Raw genomic sequence first — 21,482 nt, forward strand, 5'->3', positions numbered from 1 at the left:
TCGTCGGGCCGCATGGCCGATTGTGCGGCGAGAAATCCTTCTCCTCCGGAAAAGACTGACGCCCATGCTCAACGACCCGCGCTCCCATGGCCTTTGGGAGATGACCGCTCCGCCCGCCCCCGAAACCGTCGCCTTTTCCGGCAGGGCGGAGGCGGATGTCGTCATCGTCGGCGGCGGGTATACCGGTTTCTCGACGGCGCTGCATCTGGCCGAGCGCGGCACGCGGGTCATCCTGCTCGAAGGGGCGGAGATCGGCTACGGCGGCTCGGGCCGCAATGTCGGCCTCGTCAATGCCGGCATGTGGGTGATGCCCGACGAACTGCCCGGCGTGCTCGGCGACCTGTACGGCAGCCGGCTGCTGGAACTTCTCGGCAATGCGCCGCGTGCCGTGTTCGACCTCGTCGAAAAGCATGCGATCGATTGCGAGATCAACCCGGCCGGCACGCTGCATTGCGCCGTCGGCCAATCCGGTCTCGACGAACTGAAGCAGCGCGCCGAGCAATGGGCCCGCCGCGGCGCGCTGGTGCGCCTGCTGGACGCGGCCGAGACGGCGGCGAAGGTGGGCACGGAGGCCTATGCGGGCTCGCTCCTCGACCTGCGCGCCGGCACGATCCAGCCGCTCGCCTATGCGCGCGGCCTTGCCCGCGCGGCGATTGCGGCCGGCGCTGCGGTCTTCACGGCAAGCCCGGTGACGGGTGCGGAGCGGACGGGAAAACGGTGGACGGTGACGACCGCGCGCGGCTCCGTCACGGCGGACTGGGTGGTCGTCGCCACCAATGCCTATACGGTGGCGCCTTGGAACGAGGTGCGCAGCGAGCTCGTGCACCTGCCCTATTTCAACTTCGCCACCGCGCCGCTTTCGCCCGAGATGCAGGCGAAGATCCTGCCGGAGCGGCAGGGTGCCTGGGACACGAAGGAAGTCCTCTCCTCCTTCCGCTTCGACAAGCGCGGCCGGCTGGTGTTCGGCAGCGTCGGCGCGTTGCGCGGCACGGGCACCGGCGTTCACAAGGCCTGGGCGCGGCGCGCGCTGAAAAAGCTCTTCCCCGCGATCGGCGATGTCCCCTTCGAGGCGGAATGGTACGGCAAGATCGGCATGACGACGGACAACCTGCCGCGCTTCCACCGCCTTGCCGAGAACGTCATCGGCTTTTCCGGCTACAACGGCCGCGGCATCGCGCCCGGCACGGTCTTCGGCCGCACGCTGGCGGAGCTCATTTCCGGTGAGATCGCCGAGACGGACCTGCCGCTGCCGGTGAGCGCGCCCGAGGCGCAGTCCTTCCGCTCGATGCGCGAGGGCTATTACGAACTCGGCGCGCAGATCGCCCATTTCGCCGGCGCCCGCTTCTGATTTCGGGGCCGCGCCCGCCTGTTTCCTGCGAAACAGCGGCAGGCGGGACGATGTGAGATCTTCTGATCACCGGATGAGAGAGGCTCATCCCCAACAAGAGATCAGGAGAGACCCCATGCGCAAGATCATCGTTTCCGCCACCGTCGCCCTCATTGCCGCCGTCTCCTTCGCCGCCCCCTCGCAGGCCGGCTACTACAGCTACGGCTACAAGCCGCACTGCTTCATCAAGAAGGTCAAGGCCTACGACTACTACGGCAATGTCATCTTCAAGACGGTCAAGGTCTGCAAGTAAGCGCTTTTCCCGCTGACCTCCCCGAAGGCCCGGATGTCCCCTGCATTCGGGTCTTCTGCCGTTTCTGGCGACGCTGGCGGTCGACAACGGCTGCGGTGCCGAATGCCTGCGCAACGCCACTGCGCTTACGGTGCGCATGGCAAGGCGCTTCCAGCGGATGCCGTAAGCGCCTGCCCCGCCCGGTATCAGAGGCGCAGGCCCGGAATGGCGAGGGGATTGTCGGACAGCGCGGCGCGGTCCGGCCGGTCGATCTTCGGCGTGCCGGTGAAGGCATCGAAGAGATCGCGTACGAAGGCTTCCGGCAGGTCCCTGGTGATCAGCACCAGCCGCGTGCGACGGTCGGCCGGGTCGGGCCAGGCGGAAAGGCGCTCCGGCGGATGGAAGACGCTCTGCACGCCCTGCAGCACCAGCGGCCGCTCCGGATTGTTGGACATCAGCACGATGCCCTTCATGCGCAGGAGCTTTTCCCCGTGCGCGGAGCGCAGGAGATCGATGAACATCTCCAGCGCCATCGGATCGACCGGCCGGTCGTGCACGATGCTGAAGGAGCGGATCGTCGCGTCGTGGCGGGTCACGTCATGGGCGTGCTGGTGGGCATGATGGTGATGATGCCCGTGGTCATGGCCGTGATGGTGGTGGTCATGATCGTGGTGATGCGCGTGATCGTGCCCATGATCATGCTGGTCGTGCGCCTCTTCGTGCAGCCATCGGCGGACGTCGGGGATCTTGCTGCCGGGATCGTAGAGGCCGTTGGCGAGGAGGGCCGGGCCGACGAGGCCGGGCGTGTCGATGTCCGAGACGCTCGCCCGCGGATTGAGTGCGGCGATCTCCCGCTGCACCGCTTCCACCGCCGCGGCATCGGCAAGCGAGATCTTGCTGATCAGCACGCGGTCGGCGACGGCGACCTGCTTGACCGCCTCGGGATGGTTGGCGAGCGTCGACAGGCCGTGGACGGCATCGACCACGGTGATCACGCCGTCGAGGCTGAAGGACTGGCTGAGCACCGGATTGCCCATGACGGATTGCAGCACCGGCGCGGGATCGGCAAGGCCGGTCGTCTCGATCACCACGCGCTTCAGCGGCTGGATCCTGCCCGTCTGCATGCGGTCCATCAGGTCGGCGAGCGTATCGACCAGCTCGCCGCGGATCGTGCAGCACAGGCATCCGTCGGAAAGCTCGATGACGCCGTCGCTCGACTGTTCGACGAGCAGGTGATCGATGCCGACCTCGCCGAATTCGTTGATGATGACGGCCGTGTCGGTGAGCGTCGGGTCCTTCAGCAGCCGGTTGAGCAGGGTCGTCTTGCCCGCGCCCAGAAATCCGGTCAGCACGGAAACCGGCACGCGCCGCTCAGCAGGGGTCATGGTCTTTCCAATCACATGGGGCCAATCGAATGGGGCCAATCAGAAGGTGGTGGGACGCGGGATCGGGATCGGCACGTTGGCAAGGCCGCCGGTGTCGCCGACGGCGACCTGTTCGTTGCCCGCGGGCTTGGCCGTGTCCCCGCCGATAAGGCCCGCGAAGACCAGCTTCAGCGGCCGGTTCAGCTCATGGATATAGGGCGAGACGAGCTTTTGCCGCCCGGCCTCGTCGCGGCTTTCGCTGCGCACCTTGGCCGCGTGTTTCGAGCAGATCTCCTGCGAAACGTCGGCGACGATGTCGCGCGTCTCGCCATAGGGGCGCAACTGGCCGAGTGTCGGCACATTGCCTGCCTGCTTCGTCAGGCCCTTTTCCAGCATGCCGGCGGAAATGTCCGCGCGCGCGCCGAGGCTGTCGGAGCCGAGCACGACGGAGACGACGCTGCGGCCGTTGCGGGTGGCCGAGGACACCTGGTTGAAGCCGGAGGCGCAGATGAAGCCGGTCTTCATGCCGTCCGCGCCGTCGAAGCGGCCGATCAGCATGTTGAAGTTCGGATATTGCTTCTTGCCGGTGGTGAAACCTTCCAGCGCGAAATAGGAGGCGTATTGCGGGAATTCGCGCTTCAGCGTCACGGCAAGCACGGCAAGGTCGCGCGCCGTCGTGTACTGGCCCTTGCCGGGCAGGCCGTGCGGATTGATGAAATGCGAGGAACTCATGCCGATGCGGGCGGCTTCGGCATTCATGCGGGCGACGAAAGCCTGTTCCGAGCCGGCGACGGATTCGCCGATCGCCACGGCGACGTCGTTGGCCGATTTCACCAGGATGATCTTCAGCGCACTGTCGAGCGTCATCTTCTGGCCGGGCTTGTAGTACATCTTGCTCGGCGGCTCGGCGGCGGCGTTCTTCGTCATCGTCACCGTGCTTTCCAGCGAGACCTCGCCGGCCTTGATCGCGCGGAAGACGGTGTAGGCGGTCATCAGCTTGGTCAGCGAGGCCGGATACCAGCGCTGGAAGGCATCCTCGTGCTCGATGACCTTCAGCGTGTTGACGTCCACAAGGATGCGCGGGGCGGCGGTTGCCGCGGTTGCCAGAAGGGTGGCTGCGAGCAGCAGGCTGGAGCCCAAAAACCATGCGCTCCGGCGCGTCGTTCGTCCGTTCATCTGCAAGGCTGTGTCCTCGAAATCGGGAGTTGTCTCGAACCGTCGCCCTATTTAACCTATATGGCACCGTGATGGCAAAGCCATCGAATGCAGATGGCCGGTTTTGCGGCCGAAATGACAGGAAGTGTTGCATGCCCATCCTCAACCGCGCCGCAGAGATGCAGGACGAAATCGCTGAATGGCGCAGGCAGATCCACCGGGAGCCGGAAATCCTCTTCGCCGTGGAAAAGACCGCCGCCTTCGTGGCCGGGAAGCTGCGCGAATTCGGCGTCGACGAAATCGTGACCGGCATCGGCCGCACGGGCGTCGTCGGCCTCATCCGCGGCAAGGGCGAGGGGCGCACGATCGGCCTTCGCGCCGACATGGATGCGCTGCCGATCGAGGAGGCGAGCGGAAAACCCTGGGCCTCGACCGCCAAGGGCAAGATGCATGCCTGCGGCCATGACGGCCACACGGCCATGCTGCTCGGCGCGGCGAAATACCTTGCCGAGACGCGCAATTTCTCCGGCAATGTCGCGGTCATCTTCCAGCCGGCCGAAGAGGGCGGCGGCGGCGGCAACGAGATGGTCAAGGACGGCATGATGGAGCGCTTCGGCATTGCCGAGGTCTACGGCATGCACAACCTGCCGGGCATGCCGGTCGGCTCCTTCGGCACGCGCCCCGGCCCGATCATGGCGGCGACCGACGAGTTCAGCATCACGGTCAGGGGCCGCGGCGGCCATGCCGCCCTGCCGCACAAGACGGTCGATCCGATCGTCATCGGCGCCCAGGTGGTTTCCGCGCTCCAGACCATCGTCTCGCGCGTCGCCGATCCGATCGCGTCCCTCGTCGTCTCCGTCACCAAGTTCAACGCCGGCTTCGCCCACAACGTCATCCCGGAGACGGCGCAGCTTGCCGGCACCGTGCGCACCCTGAGCGCCGAGATGCGCCAGGAGGCGGAAACCCGCATCCGCCAGATCTGCGATGGCCTTGCGGCCGCCCACGGCGCCGAGATCACGGTCGGCTACCACCGCAACTATCCCGTCACGGCCAACCACCCCGAGGAGACCGGCCATGCCGTCGCCGTCGCGCGCGAGATCGCCGGCGAGGCCGCGGTCGACCCGTCGCTCGATCCGATGATGGGCGGCGAGGATTTCTCCTACATGCTGCTCGCCCGCCCCGGCGCCTTCATCTTCCTGGGCAACGGCGACAGCGCGGGCCTGCACCATCCGGCCTACGATTTCAACGACGATGCCATACCCCATGGGGTGAGCTACTGGGTCAAGCTCGCCGAAAGCCGCCTCGCGGCCTGAAAACCACTTGGCTAAAAGCCCCGGCTTTTGTATGGGTGCAGTCAGTGGTCCCGTAGCTCAGCAGGATAGAGCACCAGATTCCTAATCTGGGGGTCCCGCGTTCGAATCGCGGCGGGATCACCACTTGCTTCTGAGTCGCGGCGCGCTGTTCGCAAGCGCAGAGGATGCGGTGCGGCCGCCACGCTTGTGGCCTTTCGTCCAAGATACCTTCAGCCTGTGCACCACCTTTACTTCGCCTCGCACTCGACGAGGTCGGCGGGCGTGACGACGCAGTTTGCCGGGCGGCCGGCGGTGCAGGCGCCGAGCAAGGCGAGGGCGGCGACAAGAATGAGGTGGCGCATGGGGGTCTCCATCGTGCGGATATTGCTCCCTCGCGTGCCCACGTCGTGGAGCCGGATCGCGCGGCGGGGGTCACCGTTCCCCGAATGTCGTCAGACGTCTTCCTTCTCGCGCTCCGGCGTGACGACACGGGGCTTGGTGCGGATGGACGGCACGATCGAAGGTTTGGTGACGACCTTCGGCTGCGGGGCCTTGAGGCCGAGGAGGCTGCGGATGCGATCGGACACGAGCGGGCGGAAGCGGCTGGCGCGGAAGGGCATGTCGTCGGCGCCGTAGCCTTCCGGGCCGTCGTCCTTGCCGCGGTAGAGCTCCATCAGCTTGATGCCGTAGAAGTCGCCGTCGACATAGTGGCGGTAGTGGCCGGTCCAGCGGACCGTGTAGACCTGCCCCTTGCGGATGCCCTGGTCGATCGAGACGTTCTTGAAGCGGTCGTTGATGCAGACGACCTTCTGTCCGACGCGGAATGTGGGCATGCGATGTCCCCTCCAATGACCGGCCGGCTCAGCCGGTCTTGCGGCAGCTGACGCCCGGCGCGTTCTCGCCCCCGGTCAGGTCGTAGAGCGTCGCCTCGTCGCCCTTCGTCCACCATTCATACTGGCCGCCGGCATATTTGGCGCCGGAGGCCGAGAGCACGTTGGCGGCGATGACCGTCTCTTCGGCGATCCTCAGGACGGCGAGCGAATTGGCGCCGGCATTGATGTATTCGACGACGACGCGTTGCTCAGCGTCGCACTGGTAGTTGATCGTTTCGCGCGCCACGCTCTGTTCGGGGCCCGGCAGGCGGATGACGATGTCGGTGTTGTTCTTGAGGCCGGCAAGGCGGATCGCGGGTGCGCCTTCCTTGCCCGTCAGGTGCAGGATGCCGTTTTCGAGCTTCCACGAGGTCACGGTGCCGAGCGCGTCGAAGAACTTCTGCTCCTGGTCCATGATGGCCGGCGCGCACATCTTGCGCGTCGCGGCGGCGGGGGCGAAGGCGATGTTGCCGTTCTGCACCTTCAGCTTGCCGCGATAGGTGTTGCAGCCGCCATTGCCGCCATAGGAGCCGTCCGGCTTGATTTCCAGCGTCGTCTGCAGGTCGTCGATGACACCGTTGCCGCCGATATCCTCGGCAAGCCAGGTGCCGCCGAGACCACCCGGGACCGGCTCGTCGGCATAGGCCGGAGCTGCCGCCATGAAGGCGAGGCAGGCGAGGGTCCATACTCTCAGGCGTCGGTGCACAGATTTCTCCAATCGCGTCAGCGCGGAAGACCGCTTTGCCGGGACGTTATGGCCGTCCGGGCGAAAAGGTCAAGCCGCGGGGTTGCGAAGACGGGCGCAGCCTTCGCTTTACAGCATTTCCATGACTTGTTGCAGGCGCCTTTCGCCTGTAGAGCCTTCTGTCGATAACAAGAAAATCGCGGACTTCACCATGGCTCCCGACGCGCGGCAAAAGCGCCGCATCACCATTCTCGGCTCGACAGGCTCCATCGGCACCAGCACGCTCGACGTGGTGCGCCAGCTCGGCGGGCAGGATCGCTACGAGGTCCTGGCGCTGACCGGCAACGGCAATGTCGATCTCCTCGCCGCGCAGGCGAAGGACTGCGGGGCGAGGATGGCGGTGACGGCGGACGAGAGCCGCTACGGCGCGCTGAAGGAGGCTCTTGCCGGCAGCGGCATCGAAGCGGCGGCGGGACGCTCGGCGCTGCTGGAAGCGGCCTCCGGCGAAGCGGACTGGGTGATGGCGGCGATCGTCGGCACGGCCGGCCTTGCGCCGACGCTGGCGGCGGCGAGGAAGGGCGCGGACATCGCGCTCGCCAACAAGGAATGCCTCGTCTCGGCCGGCGACCTCTTCGTCCGGGCCGTCGCTGCGGGCGGCGGGCGGCTCATCCCGGTCGACAGCGAACACAGCGCGATCTTCCAGGCGCTGGAGGACGACCAGCGCCACGCGGTCGAGCGCATCGTGCTGACGGCTTCCGGCGGGCCGTTCCGCACCTGGAGCCGCGCGCAGATGGCCGATGTCACCGCCGATATCGCCCGGGCTCATCCCAACTGGTCGATGGGCCTCAAAATCTCGATCGGCAGCGCCTCCATGTTCAACAAGGCCCTGGAGATGATCGAGGCGAAGCACCTCTTCGATGTCAGGCCGGACCAGATCGAGGTGGTGGTGCATCCGCAGTCGATCATCCATTCGATGGTCGGTTATGTCGACGGCTCGGTGCTGGCGCAGCTCGGCGCGCCGGACATGCGCACGGCGATCGGCTATGCGCTGACCTATCCCGGGCGTTCGCCGCTCAATGTCGACCGGCTGGATTTCGCAAAACTGTCGCGGCTCGATTTCGAGGCGCCGGATGAAGAGCGCTTCCCGGCGCTGCGCCTGGCCCGCACGGCGCTGGAGCGCGGCGGCCTGCAGGGCGCGGTGATGAATGCGGCCGAGGAGGTGGCGTTCCATGCCTTTGTCGGCGGGCGCATCGGTTTCCTCGCAATGGCCGATATTGCCGAGGCGGTGATGGACAGGCTCACGCATCTGCCGCCGGCCGCGTCCATGGACGACGTCTTCGCCGCGGACGAAGAAGCCCGGCGGGTGGCCGCCGGGCTCATCGGATAGTGCTGGCTTACGCCGATCCGTCAGGCGACGGCGCGGGCGAGCGCACAGCGCGACCAGAGCGAATGCAGGGCACTGACGAGGTGCTCGATATCGGCATCGTCATGCAGCGGCGTCGGCGTGATGCGCAGGCGCTCGGTCTTCTTCGGCACGGTCGGATAGTTGATCGGCTGGACGTAGATACCGAAATTGTCGAGCAGCAGGTCCGAGATCCACTTGCACTTGGCCGCATCGCCCACCATGACCGGCACGATATGGCTCGGATTGGGCATGTGCGGAATGCCGTTGCGGTCGAGCAGGCTGCGCAGCTTGCGCACGCGCTCCTGGTGGGCGAAGCGTTCGACCTGGCTTTCCTTGAGATGGCGGATGGCCGCGGCCGCGCCGGCGGCGATCGCCGGCGGCAGCGACGTCGTGAAGATGAAGCCGGAGGCGAAGGAGCGCACGAAGTCGCAGAGCGCCGCCGAGCCGGCAATGTAGCCGCCCATGACGCCGAAGGCCTTGCCGAGCGTGCCCTCGATGAGGGTCAGGCGGTGCATCAGGCCTTCGCGTTCGGCAATGCCGCCGCCGCGCGGGCCGTACATGCCGACGGCATGCACTTCATCGAGATAGGTCATCGCGCCGTATTTGTCGGCGAGGTCACAGATCTCCTTGATGGGGGCGATGTCGCCGTCCATGGAATAGACCGATTCGAAGGCGATCAGCTTCGGCGCCTTCGGATCGGCCGCGGAAAGCTTGGCTTCGAGGTCCTTCAGGTCGTTGTGCTTCCAGATCACCCGCTCGCATTTCGAATGGCGGATGCCCTCGATCATCGAGGCGTGGTTGCCGGCATCGGAGAAACAGATGATGCCGGGGATCCTGGAACAGAGCGTGCCGAGCGCAGCCCAGTTTGACACGTAGCCCGAGGTGAAGAGCAGGGCCGATTCCTTGCCGTGCAGGTCGGCGAGCTCGCGCTCAAGGATGACGTGATAGTGGTTGGTGCCGGAGATGTTGCGAGTGCCGCCGGCACCGGCGCCACACTGGTCGATGGCGAGCTTCATCGCCTCGGTCACCTTGGGATGCTGGCCCATGCCGAGATAGTCGTTCGAGCACCAGACCGTGACGTCCTGCGGGCCGTTCGCCGTGTGGCGGGTCGCTTTCGGGAAATTGCCCTTCTGGCGCTCCAGGTCGGCGAAAACGCGATAGCGGCCTTCCTGATGCAGGCCGTCCAGCTCGTTCTTGAAGTAGGTCTCGAAGTCCATCCAGAGTCTCCTGTCCGGCGGAAACCCGGACATCATCATCGTTGGCGGTCGTTCAATCGGCTATATCAGGCGCCCTTTTCCCGCAACGGTATCCGCTGCGGCAAATCGGCGCCACCTTTGAACCATTCCAATGTATCCTAAGCCCCCAAAGGCCATTTCCTGTTGATGCATGTCAAGTCTGCATGAAAAAAGGACGGCCTCAACCGTCCTTTTAATCGAACAGTTTCAAGTTTTTCGAGGGGTCAGGCGGCGGCGACGGCGCGCTTGGCCATGACCTTCACGAGATTGGCGCGATATTCCGCGCTGCCGTGGATGTCCGAGAGCAGGTCGCCGGCATCGACGGTCACGCCCGCTGCGGCATCGGCTGACCAGTCGGCGGAAAGCGCGGCTTCCAGCCCGGCATGGCGGAAGACGCCGTTGGCGCCGGCGCCTGTCACCGCCACCCGCACGCTGCCGTCCTGCGCCTTCGCCACGAAGACGCCGGTCATGGCATAACGCGAGGCCGGGTTCGGGAACTTGGAATAGGCGGCTTTCGCAGGCATGTCGAAGGTCACCGCGACGACGATGTCGCCGTCTTCCAGCGCCGTCTCGAAGAGGCCGGTGAAGAAGTCGTCGGCCGGAATCTCCCTGGCATTGGTGACGATCGTCGCGCCCAGCGCCAGCATGGCGGAGGGGTAGTCGGCGGCCGGGTCGTTGTTGGCGATGGAGCCGCCGATCGTGCCCATATGCCGCACATGCGGGTCGCCGATATGGGCGGCGAGGTGGCAGATCGCCGGGCAGGCGGCCGCAAGCTCGGGCGAGGCCGAGACCTCGGCATGCGTCGTGCCGGCCCCGATGCGCACCCGGCTGGCGTTGACGGAGATGCCCTTCAACTCCGCGATGTGGCGGAGATCGACGAGATCGGACGGGGCGGCGAGGCGCTGTTTCATGGTGGGAATCAGCGTCATGCCGCCGGAGACGTATTTCGCCTCATTGGAAGCGGACTGCAGGGCGACGGCCTCGGCGATCGAGGAGGGGCGATGGTAATTCGTGGCGTACATGGCGTCCTCCGTCAGTTGCCGGCGGCCAGCGCCGCCGCCCAGACCTTCTGGGGCGTTGCCGGCATGGTGAGGTCATTGTTGCCGATGGCGTCGGTGATGGCGTTGATCAGCGCCGGCGGCGAGCCGATGGCGCCGGCCTCGCCGCAGCCCTTGATGCCGAGCGGATTGCCCGGGCAGGGCGTCACCTGGTGCGAGACCTTGAAGGAGGGCAGGTCGTCGGCACGCGGCATGGTGTAGTCCATGTAGCTCGCCGTGAGAAGCTGGCCCGTCTCCGGATCGTAGTGCACGCCTTCGAGCAGCGCCTGGCCGATGCCCTGGGCGATGCCGCCATGCACCTGGCCCTCGACGATCATCGGGTTGATGATGTTGCCGAAATCGTCGGCGGCGACGAACTGGACGATCGTCGTCTTGCCGGTTTCCGGATCGACCTCGACTTCCGCGATGTAGCAGCCGGCCGGGAAGGTGAAGTTGGACGGGTCGTAGAAGGCGCCTTCCTTAAGGCCCGGCTCCATGCCGGAGGGCAGGTTGTGCGCGGTATAGGCGGCCAGCGCCATCTGGAACCACGGCACCGACTTGTCCGTGCCGGCGACCTTCAGCGCGCCGTTCTCGATGACGATGTCGCTCTCGTCGGCCTCCATCAGGTGGGCGGCGATCTTCTTGGCCTTGGCCTCCACCTTGTCGAGCGCCTTGACGATGGCGGACATGCCGACGGCGCCGGAGCGCGAGCCGTAGGTGCCCATGCCCATCTGCACCTTGTCGGTGTCGCCGTGCACGATGGAGACGCTGTCGATCGGCACGCCGAAGCGTTCGGCGACGAGCTGGGCGAAGGTCGTCTCATGGCCCTGGCCGTGGCTGTGCGAGCCGGTCAGAACCTCGATCGTGCCGACGGCGTTGACGCGCACCTCGGCCGATTCCCAGAGGCCGACGCCGGCACCGAGCGAGCCGACCGCCGCCGACGGCGCGATGCCGCAGGCCTCGATATAGCAGCTCATGCCGATGCCCCGCTTCATGCCGCGGCTTGCGGCTTCCGCCTTGCGGGCGGGAAAGCCGTTCCAGTCGGCGGCCGCCATGGCGGCTTCCAGCGAGGCCTCGTAGTCGCCGGCGTCATAATTCATGATGACGGGCGTCTGGTGGGGGAAGGCGCGGATGAAATTGATGCGGCGAAGCTCCGCCGGCGAGACGCCGAGTTCGCGCGCGGCCGTCTCCACGGTGCGTTCGAGCAGGTAGGTCGCTTCCGGCCGGCCGGCGCCGCGATAGGCGTCGACGGCGGCGGTGTTGGTGTAGACCGCACGCACATTGGCATGGATGGCCGGGATGGCGTACTGGCCGGAGAGCAGGGTGGCATAGAGATAGGTCGGCACCGAGGAGGAGAAGAGCGACATGTAGGCGCCGAAATTGGCGATCGTGTCGACCTTCAGGGCCGTGATGCGGTTGTCGGCATCGAAGGCCATCTTGACGGTCGAGACATGGTCGCGGCCGTGCGCATCGGTGAGGAAGGCCTCGGTGCGGTCGCTCGTCCATTTCACCGGCACGCCCGCGCGCTTGGACGCCCACAGACAGACGATCTCCTCCGGATAGATGAAGATCTTCGAGCCGAAACCGCCGCCGACATCCGGGGCGATGACCCGCAGCTTGTTTTCCGGCGCGACATTGTAGAAGGCGCTCATGACGAGGCGGGCGACATGCGGGTTCTGGCTGGTCGTGTAGCAGGTGTAGTGGTCCTCGGCGGAATCATAGATGCCGAGCGCGGCGCGCGGTTCCATCGGGTTCGGCGCGAGCCGGTTGTTGACGATCCGCATCTCCGTGACATGGGCGGCCGCGGCGATGGCCGCATCGGTGGCGTCGGAATCGCCGAGCTGCCAGTCGAAGATGAGGTTGCCGGGCGCCTCGGGGTGGAGCTGCGGCTGGCCGGCTTCAAGTGCCCTGACGGCGTCGGTGACGGCCGGCAGCACCTCGTAGTCGACGAGGACGGCCTCGGCCGCATCGCGCGCTTCGCCCATGCTGTCGGCGACAACCACGGCGACGGCGTCGCCGACATAGCGCACCGTCTCGTGCGCGATCGGCCGCCAGGCGCCCATCTTCATCGGCGAACCGTCCTTGGAATGGATCATCCAGCCGCAGATCAGGTTGCCGATGCCGTCGTCGAGCATCTCTCTGCCGGTGAGCACGGCGATGACGCCGGGCATGTCCTTCGCCGCCGACGTATCGATGCTCCTGATCTTCGCGTGCGCATGCGGCGAGCGCACGAAGGCCGCATAACGCATGCCCGGCACGGACATGTCGTCCGTGTAGCGGCCCTGGCCCATGAGAAACCGCTTGTCTTCCTTTCGCGCGACACGCGCGCCGATGCCTTCGACACCCATCTTCATCTCCTCCAGAGAAGTGAGGCAGTAGGCTTTAGCCAATAGGCGCTGGGGATTTCACCGTCGCGCAATTGGCCGCCCTGCTGGCTACTGCCTATTGCCTAACGCCTATTCCGCTGCCTGCCGGCCTGCCGCGCCCATTTCCGCGGCGGCGGCCAGGATGGCTTTCACGATGTTGTGGTAGCCGGTGCATCGACAGATATTGCCTTCGAGGTTTTCCCGCACCGTCTTCTCGTCGAGCCTTGCGCCGTAGCGGTTGATCATGTCGACCGCACTCATCACCATGCCGGGCGTACAGAAGCCGCATTGCAGGCCGTGATTGGCCTTGAAGGCGGCCTGGACGGGGTGCAGCTCGCCATTGGCCGCAAGGCCCTCGATGGTGAGGATCTCGGCGCCGGCGGCCTGGGCTGCCAGGATCGAACAGCTCTTCACCGCCTTGCCGTCCATATGCACGACGCAGGCCCCGCACTGGGACGTATCGCAGCCGACATGGGTTCCGGTAAGACTGAGCTGGTCGCGGATGAAATGAACGAGCAGCGTGCGGTCCTCGCACTCGCGGCTCACCTTCCGGCCGTTGACGGTCATTGCCACTTTCGCCATGCGTTCCTCCCTGGCGGTTCATTGTCCGCTGGGGCGATCGATCCGACGTCACATGCAGCGGGCGTCCTCACGACGCGGGCCTGGGATCAAACGACACCAGCATTGTCTGCACTGTATTCGTAGCGGGAATGCCGCCGGCCGTTCCTCCGACCGCCGGTGCGGCATCAACAGTCATATCATTTGACTTTTTGCGGCGGCGATCAACCGGTACTTTCAGGCAACCGCGAAATTTCTCGTGACCGGTCGAAGTGTCGGGGCCAATCAAACGAAATGGAAACGATATTTATTCGCACGCCAAAAAAATACTTCAATGCCATGGACTTCCCGATTTCCGGGTATATTTTCGACCTTGGACAAACCTGACCGTTGAAGACGGCCGGGGTATGTTGCCTGAGTAGAAGGGGATAGGGCGGACCCGGCAAACGTGGCCGCCGCTCAACTTTGGAGAACATCTTCATGAAGAAAGTCATTGCGCTCGTTCTGGTCGGCCTGGCCGTGGCCAGCTGCACGCAGACCGAAAAGGGTGCGGGTATCGGCGCCGTCTCCGGCGCGATCATCGGTGGCGCGGTTACGGGTAACGTGCGCGGTGCCGCCGTCGGCGCGGCCATCGGCGGTGTCTCGGGTGCTGTCATCGGCAGCGTCTCCGAACAGCCGGGCCAGTGCTACTACCGTGACCGCTATGGCCGCCGCTACATCGACCGTTGCCCGTCAGGTTACTGATAGTCGGTTCATGCAACCTATGCGAAGCCCCGGAGTGTCTCCGGGGCTTTTGCTTTTACGGGTGTGGCGTAAAATCACCGCTGCGGTGCTTCAAATCTTGTCTCCATCCGTGTAAAACCGCCGTTAACATTACGGAAAACCTAACGCGTTAGGGTCTTTTCCTGCCTGAAAGCTCCGTATGAGACGGGGCGCCTGAAGTCTGTGACGGAAAGCTGTCGGTCCGCCGCGCGCACCGCACCTGAAGGAGAAAGGCGACGGATAGCTGCGGATGCGGGATAAAGTGAACCGGCCGGAAAAGAGTATTGCGTTTCTGAGAGCTGGCACCGCGCTCGCGGTTGCTGCTGCGCTGGTGTGCGGTCCCTTGTCGGCTCCGCCAGCCTCTGCCTTCGAGCTCTTCGGCATGAAGTTCTTCGAGGGTGACGACGAGGAGGCGGCCGCCGCCGTCATCGATCCCGTGAACTACACGCTGACGCTCGATCCCGGCACGGACGACGACGATCTCAAGCAAGCGATCGAGAACACCGCGCGTCTCAAGCAGGACGAGGGAACGCCGGTCTCCGGCGATCTCGGCCTCGTCATCAAGGCGCGCGACGACCGCGACCGCATCCTCGCCGCGCTTTATGAAAAGGCCCGCTACGGCGGCGTGGTGACCGTGACGGTCGGCGGGCGGGACCTCGATTCGCTGCCGCCCAACCCCGAATTCAACCAGCGTGGCGCCGTTCCGGTGACGATCAGCGTCGAGCCCGGTCCGGCCTTCACCTTCGGCGAGGTCGCCTTTTCCGGCGATGCGGAGGGGCGCAATCCGGCCGATTACGGGCTGGTGCCCGGCGCGCGGGCCGATTCCACCCTCATCCTGAAGGCCGGCGAAAAGGTCGTCGTCGACCTGAAGGCCGAAGGCCGGCCGCTGGCCAGGCTCACCGAGCGCAACGCGACGGCGGACCACAAGACGCAGACCGTCGACGTGGTGATCGCGGCCGAGGGCGGGCCGGTCGCGCCCGTCGGCGAGGTCGGCGTTTCCGGCACCAAGACGGTCGATCCGGATTTCGTGCAGCGCTATTCGCGCATCAATGCCGGCCAGCCCTATTCGCCGGAAGCGCTCACCAAGGCGGCCGAGCGGCTTCGCACGCTCGGCGTCTTCTCCAGCGTGACGATCCGCGAGGCCGACAAGCTGGCGCCGGACGGTTCGCTGCCGATGACCATCGAGGTCTCCGAAGGCAAGCACCGCTATTTCGGCGTCGGCGCGCAATATTCGAACACGGACGGCCTGGGCCTGCAGGGCTACTGGGGCCACCGCAATCTTTTCGGCCAGGCCGAATCCCTGCGCCTCGAAGGGTCGGTCAACCGGATCGGCGAGTCGGATATCGGCAATCTCGACTATTCGGTGGGCATCCTCTTCTCCAAGCCCGGGGCGTTCGGGCCGGCCTCGACCTTCAATGCCAGCCTCAAGGCCTCGATCGTCGATCCCGATGCCTACAAGGCGTTCACCACCACGGCCGCCGCCGGCGTCAGCGTCGAGCTTTCCGACAGGGACACGGTCAGTGCGGGCGGCGAGGTTATGTGGAGCGATGTCGAGGATGCCTTCGGCAAGAACAAGTACCTCACGCTCGCCATCCCGATCGAATATGTGCGCGACACGCGCGACGACAAGCTGAACCCGACCGAGGGTTATCGCGCGATGATCAGTGCGAAGCCGAGCTACGAGATCGAGCGCGGCACCTTCTTCTCCAGCTTCGAAGGCGCGATCACCGGTTACCAGGCGTTCGGCGAGGAGAAACGCTTCGTGCTGGCGGGGAAGCTTGCCGCCGGCACGATCATCGGCGGCGACGAACTCTCGGACATTCCGGCGACGCGGCGCTTCTTCCTCGGCGGCGGCGGCACGGTGCGCGGCTACGGTTACCAGGAGATCTCGCCGCGCGACGGCCGCAACAAGCTGCTCGGCGGTCGTTCCTATGTCGCGGCCACGGCCGAGGCGCGCATCGGCGTCACCGAGACGATCGGCGTCGTGCCCTTCATCGACGTCGGCACGGTCTCGACCGACAAAGTGCCCGATTTCAAGGACATCCGGGCCGGTGCGGGCATCGGCCTGCGCTATGCGACGCCGTTCGGGCCGCTGCGTCTCGATGTCGCCGTGCCGCTGAAGAAATATCCCGGCGGCACCTCCTTCGGCGTCTATGCCGGCATCGGCCAATCCTTCTGACTGTCGCCTCAATTTTCGTCTAGACTCTTGATCGGCCGCGCGATTCAGATTCAAGACGGACCGGAGCGATTCCTTGCGCTCTTCGCACGCGAAATGGATAAGGCATGAACAGGCTGTCCCGAATTCTCCGCGCCACGCTCCGTTATCTCGGTTATGGCCTTGCCATTCTCCTGGTTCTTCTTGTCGCGGTCATCGGTTTCGTCGGTTTTACCGATGCGGGCGCGCGTTTTGCCGTCTCGCAGGTGGAAAAGATCGCCGCGGCGAGCGGGCAGGTGATCTCGATCAGCGAGCCCTCGGGCCTGCTCACGGGCAAGCTCCGGGCCGGCACGATCACGGTGGGGGACGCGAAGGGCACCTATGCGGAAATCCGCGACCTTGCCGTCGACTGGTCGCCCTGGGAGCTTCTGTTCTTCAGCTTCGAGGCCGAGCGCGTCTCCGCCTCTTCCGTTTCCCTGCTGCGCCTGCCGGAGCCGAAGGCCGATGCGGAGCCATCGGACAAACCGTTCACCCTGCCGGTGGAGGTGCATGTCGGCGCGCTGGCGATCCCGGAGCTTTTCGTCTCCGGCACGGTCGCCGGGCGGGACCAGCGCATCGTCGTTGCCGGCAGCGGCGATGCGACCGCCGAGAGCGTCGCGATAAAACTTTCGGCTTCCGAGAAGGCGCGGCCGGATGCCCGGGTCGCCGCCGACATCGTCTTCAATCCGGCCGGTAACGAGCTTCGCCTCGAAGCCGACGTCGCCGAGCCGCAGGGCGGGCTGCTCGCAGCGCTGCTCAAGCTGCCGAACGACCCCGCCGTGGCGATCCGCCTGACGGGGGACGGCCCGCTCTCGCAATGGACGGGCCGGCTGTCCGCATCGCTCGACGGCACGGAAATGCTGAGGGTCGACGGCCGCCACGATCTTTCGGCGAACGGCCTGCACACGATCGCCCTCATTGGCGGCGGCACCTTCGACGCGCTGATGCCGCCGCAGCTTCGCCCGCTCTTTGCCGGCGACACGGGCATCGATGTTGTGGCCGCCTTCGATGGTTCGGACATGCTGCGCATCGAGAAGGGTTCGATCTCGACGGGCGCCATGACGCTGGCCGCCTCGGGCACCGTCAGTGCCAAGGGCGCGAACGATCTCGACGTCAAGCTTTCCGGCAAGGACGGGCCGATCGATTTCCGCTGGCCGCTTGCCGAGGGCGATGCGCGCGTGCTGATCGAGGGCGCCGATATCTCGCTGACCGGCGAGGCGAGCGCTGCGGCGCTTGAGGCCAATGCCACCGTGGTTTCCGCCGAACTGCCGGCCGGCCGGGTGGAGAACATCCGCCTGACGGCCAGGAGCGATGCCTTCAACGTCGCAAGCCAGTCCGGCCGCATCGACGCGACGCTCGAAACCGGGCTGACGGCCTTTGCCAACGCCGATCTCGACCGCATGGTGAAGGGGCCGGCGAAGCTGATCGCGACGCTGAATATCTCGCCGGATGAGATCGCCTTCGATCCCGCGACGCTCGAAAGCGCCAGCATCGGCGGCACGCTCTCCGGCCGCTACGGGCTGGCGAGCCGGGAGGCCGACGTCAATTTCCGCCTCTTCGCGCTGCCTGCCGTGCTGCCGCCGGCGCTGGCCGGCAAGTTCGACACGACGATCGCGATGGAGGGGCGGGTCCAGGTGGCGGGTGACGGCGCCGTTCAGGTTTCCGGCCTCCAGGTCAAGTCCGGCACGCTGGAGACGGCGGGCACGGTCTCGCTCGGCAACGGCACGCTCGATGCCGCGCTGACCGGCAAGGTGCTGGACCTCGGCAAGCTGCTCGCCGATGCGGCGGGTGAGGCGGCCTTCGAACTCTCCGCCACCGGCCCCGTCGCGGGGCTCGATGTGTCCGCCAAGGTCACGTCGAGCGGGGCGACCCTCTCCGGCCGCACGCTCAGCGACCTCGTCGTGACGCTGACCGGCAAGGCCGTCGCCGACAGCCCGTCCGGCGAGCTGACGGCGACCGGTGCGCTCGACGGCCAGCCGATCAATGTGCGCTCCAGCATCACCTCGCAGGGCGGGCGCATCTCCGTGCCGGTACTGGAGGCGGAGATCGGCCCGAACACGCTGAAGGGCTCGCTCGCGCTGGCGGAGAACTTCATGCCTGATGGCACGATCCGCTTCGATTTCCCCGATCTCGGCCTGCTCGCCGCCATGGCGGGGCAGCAGGCGGCCGGCGATCTTTCCGGTCAGGTGGAAATCGCGACCGGCAATGGCAGGACGTCCGCGACCATCCAGGCTTCGGGCTCCGCCATCCGGCGCGATACGCTGAGCATCACCAGGCCGGTCGTCGATCTCACCATTGCCGATCTCGCCACCGCCGCGATATCAGGCACGGTGCGCGCCGAGCGGGTCGCTTCGGGCGAGAACCGGCTGGACGCGCTGAAGCTCGACTTTTCACGCGAAGGGCAGGCGAGCAATTTCGACCTGACCGGCCGCCTCGACGACGCGCCGCTTCTGACGAAGGGCAAGGTCATCCAGCGCGACGGCGGGCTGGATGTCGCCCTTGAGGCCTTCGAGGCGGCACCGCGGGGCATCGCCTTGAAACTGGCCAAGCCGACGACGATCGGTGTTGTCAACGGTGTCGCCGCGCTCGACGGGCTGACGATCCAGGCCGGCCGCGGCTCCATCGCGGTCTCCGGCCGGGCGGGCGAGACGCTGGATCTGTCCGCCCGCCTTACGGCGCTGCCGGCTGCGCTCGTCAACAATTTCGCCGCCGGCCTCGGTGCGGAGGGCACGATCGACGGCACGGTCACGGTGAAGGGCCGCGCGTCGGCGCCGGTCGTCACTTATGCGCTGGACTGGGACGGGGCGGCGACGAGCCAGACCCGCGGCGCAGGCATCGGGGTGCTTTCCATCAATGCCAAGGGTGAATATTCCAACAACCAGGTGCGGCTCGATACGGTGCTTTCGGGCGGCGGCGGCCTCTCCTTCCGCGGCGGCGGCACCGTCGGCATCGGTGGGGCGACGCCGCTCGGGCTCAAGTTCAACGGTACGGTGCCGTTCGGCCTGCTGCAGGGCCAGCTTTCCGCCCAGGGCTTCGTCCTGACCGGCAATGCCGATGTCGATGTCTCCATCGGCGGCACGGCGGCCGCGCCCTCGATCACCGGCAGCATCACGGCCGGCGGCGCGCGGCTCGTCGATGTGCGCCGCAACCTCGCGGTGGAGAACCTGACGATCCGCGTCACCATGGACGGGCGGCAGGCGGTGATCGAGACGGTTTCCGGCCGGCTCGCCAGCGGCGGCCAGCTTTCGGCCAGCGGGCGCGTGGGCATCGATCCGGCGAGCGGTTTTCCGGTGGATGTCGCCGTCAAGCTCGGCGACATCACCTATGTCGACGGCACGCTGGTGACGGCGAATGTCGCGGGCGACCTGACGCTGAAGGGGCCGGTGGCCGGACTTTCGCTCGGCGGCAAGCTGCGCATCAACAAGGCGAACATCACCATTCCGCAGAAACTGCCGGCCTCGCTCTCCGAAATCGACATCAAGCACCGCAACGCGCCCGCCGATGTCAAGCGCATGACGGCGGACGTGCAGCGTGACCAGGGCAGCAGCGGCGCCTCGCGCGGCATCGCGCTGGACCTTACCATCGAGGCGCCGGGCCAGCTCTTCGTGCGCGGCCGGGGCATCAATGCGGAACTCGGCGGCAGCCTGAAGATCACCGGCACCTCCGCCGCGCCGGTCGTGTCAGGCGGTTTCGAACTGGAGCGCGGGCGCATGGAGATCCTGACGCGCCGCCTCGACTTCACCAGCGCCCATATCGGCTTTGCGGGGGGGCTCGTGCCGACGGTCAATCTGGTGGCCGGCAGCACGGTCGGCTCGACGGAAATCACGGTGACGGTGGCCGGCCTTGCCAACAACCCGACGGTCACTTTCGCCTCCTCGCCCTCGCTGCCGCAGGATGAGATCCTGGCGCAGCTCATCTTCAACCGCTCGATGTCGAACCTTTCGGCGGTGCAGATCGCCCAGCTCGCCTCGGCTGCCAGCCAGCTTGCCGGCGGCAGCTCGACCGGCCTGCTCGACAGCCTGCGCAGCAAGCTCGGCGTTGACGATCTAGACATCACGACGGATGCGGAAGGCCGGGCGGCGGTCTCGGCGGGGAAGTATCTCAACGAGCGAACCTATATCGAGCTGAAGCAGGACCCGGAGACGAACGGCGCCAAGGCGGTCATCAACCTCGATGTCGGCCGCGGCCTGAAGCTGCGCGGCGAGGCCGGCAGCGGTGGCAGCGCGGGAGCGGGCATCTTCTACGAGAAGGAATATTGAGGGCACGGCGGAGGCTGCCGGGTGCTTTCGCGGTGACGCGGGGCCTTTTGCATGCGGGGCGCAACAAACCGCGGCGCGTTTGAAAGATTTTAACCAGGCCGTGCATAGGATCGGGGCACGAAGCAGATGAAACTGGAAAGACCCCGATGACCTCCATCAAGACGGCCGGCTTTGCCGGCGACACGCTCGAAATCATCGCATTCCGCCTGCACGATCAGGAATTCTGTGTGAAGACGACGACGATCCGCGAAATCCGCGGCTGGGCACCGTCCACGCCGATCCCGCATTCCCCGCCTGATGTCATCGGCGTGATGAACCTGCGCGGCACCGTGATCCCGATCATCGATCTCGCCCACAAGCTCGGCATGAAGAGCACCGAAGCGAACGAGCGCAGCGCCATCGTGGTTGCCGAAGTGCACAGCATGGTCGTCGGCCTCGTCGTCGATCGCGTCTCCGACATCCTCACCATCCGCAGCGAGCAGATCCAGCCGGTGCCGGAAGTGACGACCTCCTTCGACAAGGTCTATGCGGAAGGCATCATCGCCCATGAGAACGGCATGATCTGCTTCCTCAACCTGGCGCGCATGTTCAAGGAGCGCGACGTGGAAGACATGGCGGCCTGACCCGTCCCGAACATCGTTGGAATAAAGAGCCGCCGTGCGATTGTCCGGCGGTTTTT

16 protein-coding genes and 1 tRNA gene are annotated in these 21,482 nt (G+C 66.2%); 9 read left to right on the forward strand and 8 right to left on the reverse strand.

Annotated elements, in window-relative coordinates; genetic code table 11:
* Positions 1–64 precede the first annotated feature (64 nt).
* The gene (locus tag EV665_RS13420) at positions 65–1,348 is read left to right on the forward strand and encodes an NAD(P)/FAD-dependent oxidoreductase (protein ID WP_133034480.1); all 1,284 of its coding nucleotides are present in this window, start codon (positions 65–67) and stop codon (positions 1,346–1,348) included.
* Between the two features lie 115 nt (positions 1,349–1,463).
* Positions 1,464–1,640, forward strand: a complete 177-nt coding sequence (locus tag EV665_RS32325; RefSeq protein WP_162853017.1) for a hypothetical protein — start codon at positions 1,464–1,466, stop codon at positions 1,638–1,640.
* 185 nt (positions 1,641–1,825) lie between these two features.
* Here the strand turns inward: EV665_RS32325 and EV665_RS13425 are convergent, their stop codons facing one another.
* Positions 1,826–3,004, reverse strand: coding sequence for a CobW family GTP-binding protein (locus tag EV665_RS13425; RefSeq protein WP_133034481.1), 1,179 nt, complete (start codon positions 3,002–3,004; stop codon positions 1,826–1,828).
* A gap of 39 nt (positions 3,005–3,043) precedes the next feature.
* A complete protein-coding gene (locus EV665_RS13430; protein ID WP_133034482.1) occupies positions 3,044–4,159 on the reverse strand; it encodes a D-alanyl-D-alanine carboxypeptidase family protein in 1,116 nt (371 codons plus the stop codon).
* Between the two features lie 131 nt (positions 4,160–4,290).
* On the opposite strand from EV665_RS13430, the gene EV665_RS13435 reads away from it, so the two are divergent.
* On the forward strand, positions 4,291–5,451 hold the full coding sequence (locus EV665_RS13435; RefSeq protein WP_133034483.1) for a M20 aminoacylase family protein: 1,161 nt from the start codon (positions 4,291–4,293) through the stop codon (positions 5,449–5,451).
* Positions 5,452–5,497: 46 nt separating this feature from the next.
* Positions 5,498–5,574: transfer RNA gene (locus EV665_RS13440), tRNA-Arg, on the forward strand.
* Between the two features lie 308 nt (positions 5,575–5,882).
* On the opposite strand, the gene EV665_RS13445 is transcribed toward EV665_RS13440, so the two are convergent.
* Together EV665_RS13445 and EV665_RS32840 are read right to left on the reverse strand one after the other, a co-directional pair.
* Positions 5,883–6,263 (reverse strand): hypothetical protein, encoded by a 381-nt coding sequence (locus EV665_RS13445; RefSeq protein WP_064331836.1) that lies wholly within the window; start codon positions 6,261–6,263, stop codon positions 5,883–5,885.
* 28 nt (positions 6,264–6,291) lie between these two features.
* A complete protein-coding gene (locus EV665_RS32840) occupies positions 6,292–7,008 on the reverse strand; it encodes an META domain-containing protein (protein ID WP_245507713.1) in 717 nt (238 codons plus the stop codon).
* 190 nt (positions 7,009–7,198) lie between these two features.
* Between EV665_RS32840 and dxr the strand changes: the two genes are divergently transcribed.
* Positions 7,199–8,374 (forward strand): 1-deoxy-D-xylulose-5-phosphate reductoisomerase, encoded by a 1,176-nt coding sequence (dxr, locus tag EV665_RS13455; protein ID WP_064331834.1) that lies wholly within the window; start codon positions 7,199–7,201, stop codon positions 8,372–8,374.
* Between the two features lie 20 nt (positions 8,375–8,394).
* Here dxr and hemA read toward each other — a convergent pair whose 3' ends face one another.
* The 4 genes from hemA to EV665_RS13475 form a co-directional block, all read right to left on the reverse strand.
* On the reverse strand, positions 8,395–9,609 hold the full coding sequence (gene hemA / locus EV665_RS13460) for a 5-aminolevulinate synthase (protein WP_133034484.1): 1,215 nt from the start codon (positions 9,607–9,609) through the stop codon (positions 8,395–8,397).
* Between the two features lie 242 nt (positions 9,610–9,851).
* Positions 9,852–10,649 carry an FAD binding domain-containing protein gene (locus EV665_RS13465; protein WP_133034485.1) on the reverse strand — a complete coding sequence of 266 codons (798 nt, stop codon included), beginning with the start codon at positions 10,647–10,649 and terminating at the stop codon, positions 9,852–9,854.
* A gap of 11 nt (positions 10,650–10,660) precedes the next feature.
* Positions 10,661–13,012, reverse strand: a complete 2,352-nt coding sequence (locus EV665_RS13470; RefSeq protein ID WP_133034486.1) for a xanthine dehydrogenase family protein molybdopterin-binding subunit — start codon at positions 13,010–13,012, stop codon at positions 10,661–10,663.
* A 108-nt stretch (positions 13,013–13,120) separates the two neighbouring features.
* Positions 13,121–13,612, reverse strand: a complete 492-nt coding sequence (locus EV665_RS13475) for a (2Fe-2S)-binding protein (RefSeq protein ID WP_133034487.1) — start codon at positions 13,610–13,612, stop codon at positions 13,121–13,123.
* A gap of 456 nt (positions 13,613–14,068) precedes the next feature.
* On the opposite strand from EV665_RS13475, the gene EV665_RS13480 reads away from it, so the two are divergent.
* From EV665_RS13480 to EV665_RS13495, 4 genes are all read left to right on the forward strand, one after another.
* Positions 14,069–14,332, forward strand: a complete 264-nt coding sequence (locus EV665_RS13480; protein ID WP_064331830.1) for a YMGG-like glycine zipper-containing protein — start codon at positions 14,069–14,071, stop codon at positions 14,330–14,332.
* 268 nt (positions 14,333–14,600) lie between these two features.
* Complete coding sequence (locus EV665_RS13485) at positions 14,601–16,529, forward strand: autotransporter assembly complex protein TamA (protein WP_133034488.1); 1,929 nt, start codon at positions 14,601–14,603, stop codon at positions 16,527–16,529.
* 104 nt (positions 16,530–16,633) lie between these two features.
* Entirely contained in the window at positions 16,634–20,803 is a 4,170-nt protein-coding gene (locus EV665_RS13490; RefSeq protein ID WP_133034489.1) for a translocation/assembly module TamB domain-containing protein, read from the forward strand.
* A gap of 146 nt (positions 20,804–20,949) precedes the next feature.
* A complete protein-coding gene (locus tag EV665_RS13495; protein ID WP_064331827.1) occupies positions 20,950–21,426 on the forward strand; it encodes a chemotaxis protein CheW in 477 nt (158 codons plus the stop codon).
* Positions 21,427–21,482 lie beyond the last annotated feature (56 nt).

Origin of the sequence: Shinella granuli (assembly GCF_004341885.1) — a bacterium.
GTDB lineage: Bacteria > Pseudomonadota > Alphaproteobacteria > Rhizobiales > Rhizobiaceae > Shinella > Shinella granuli.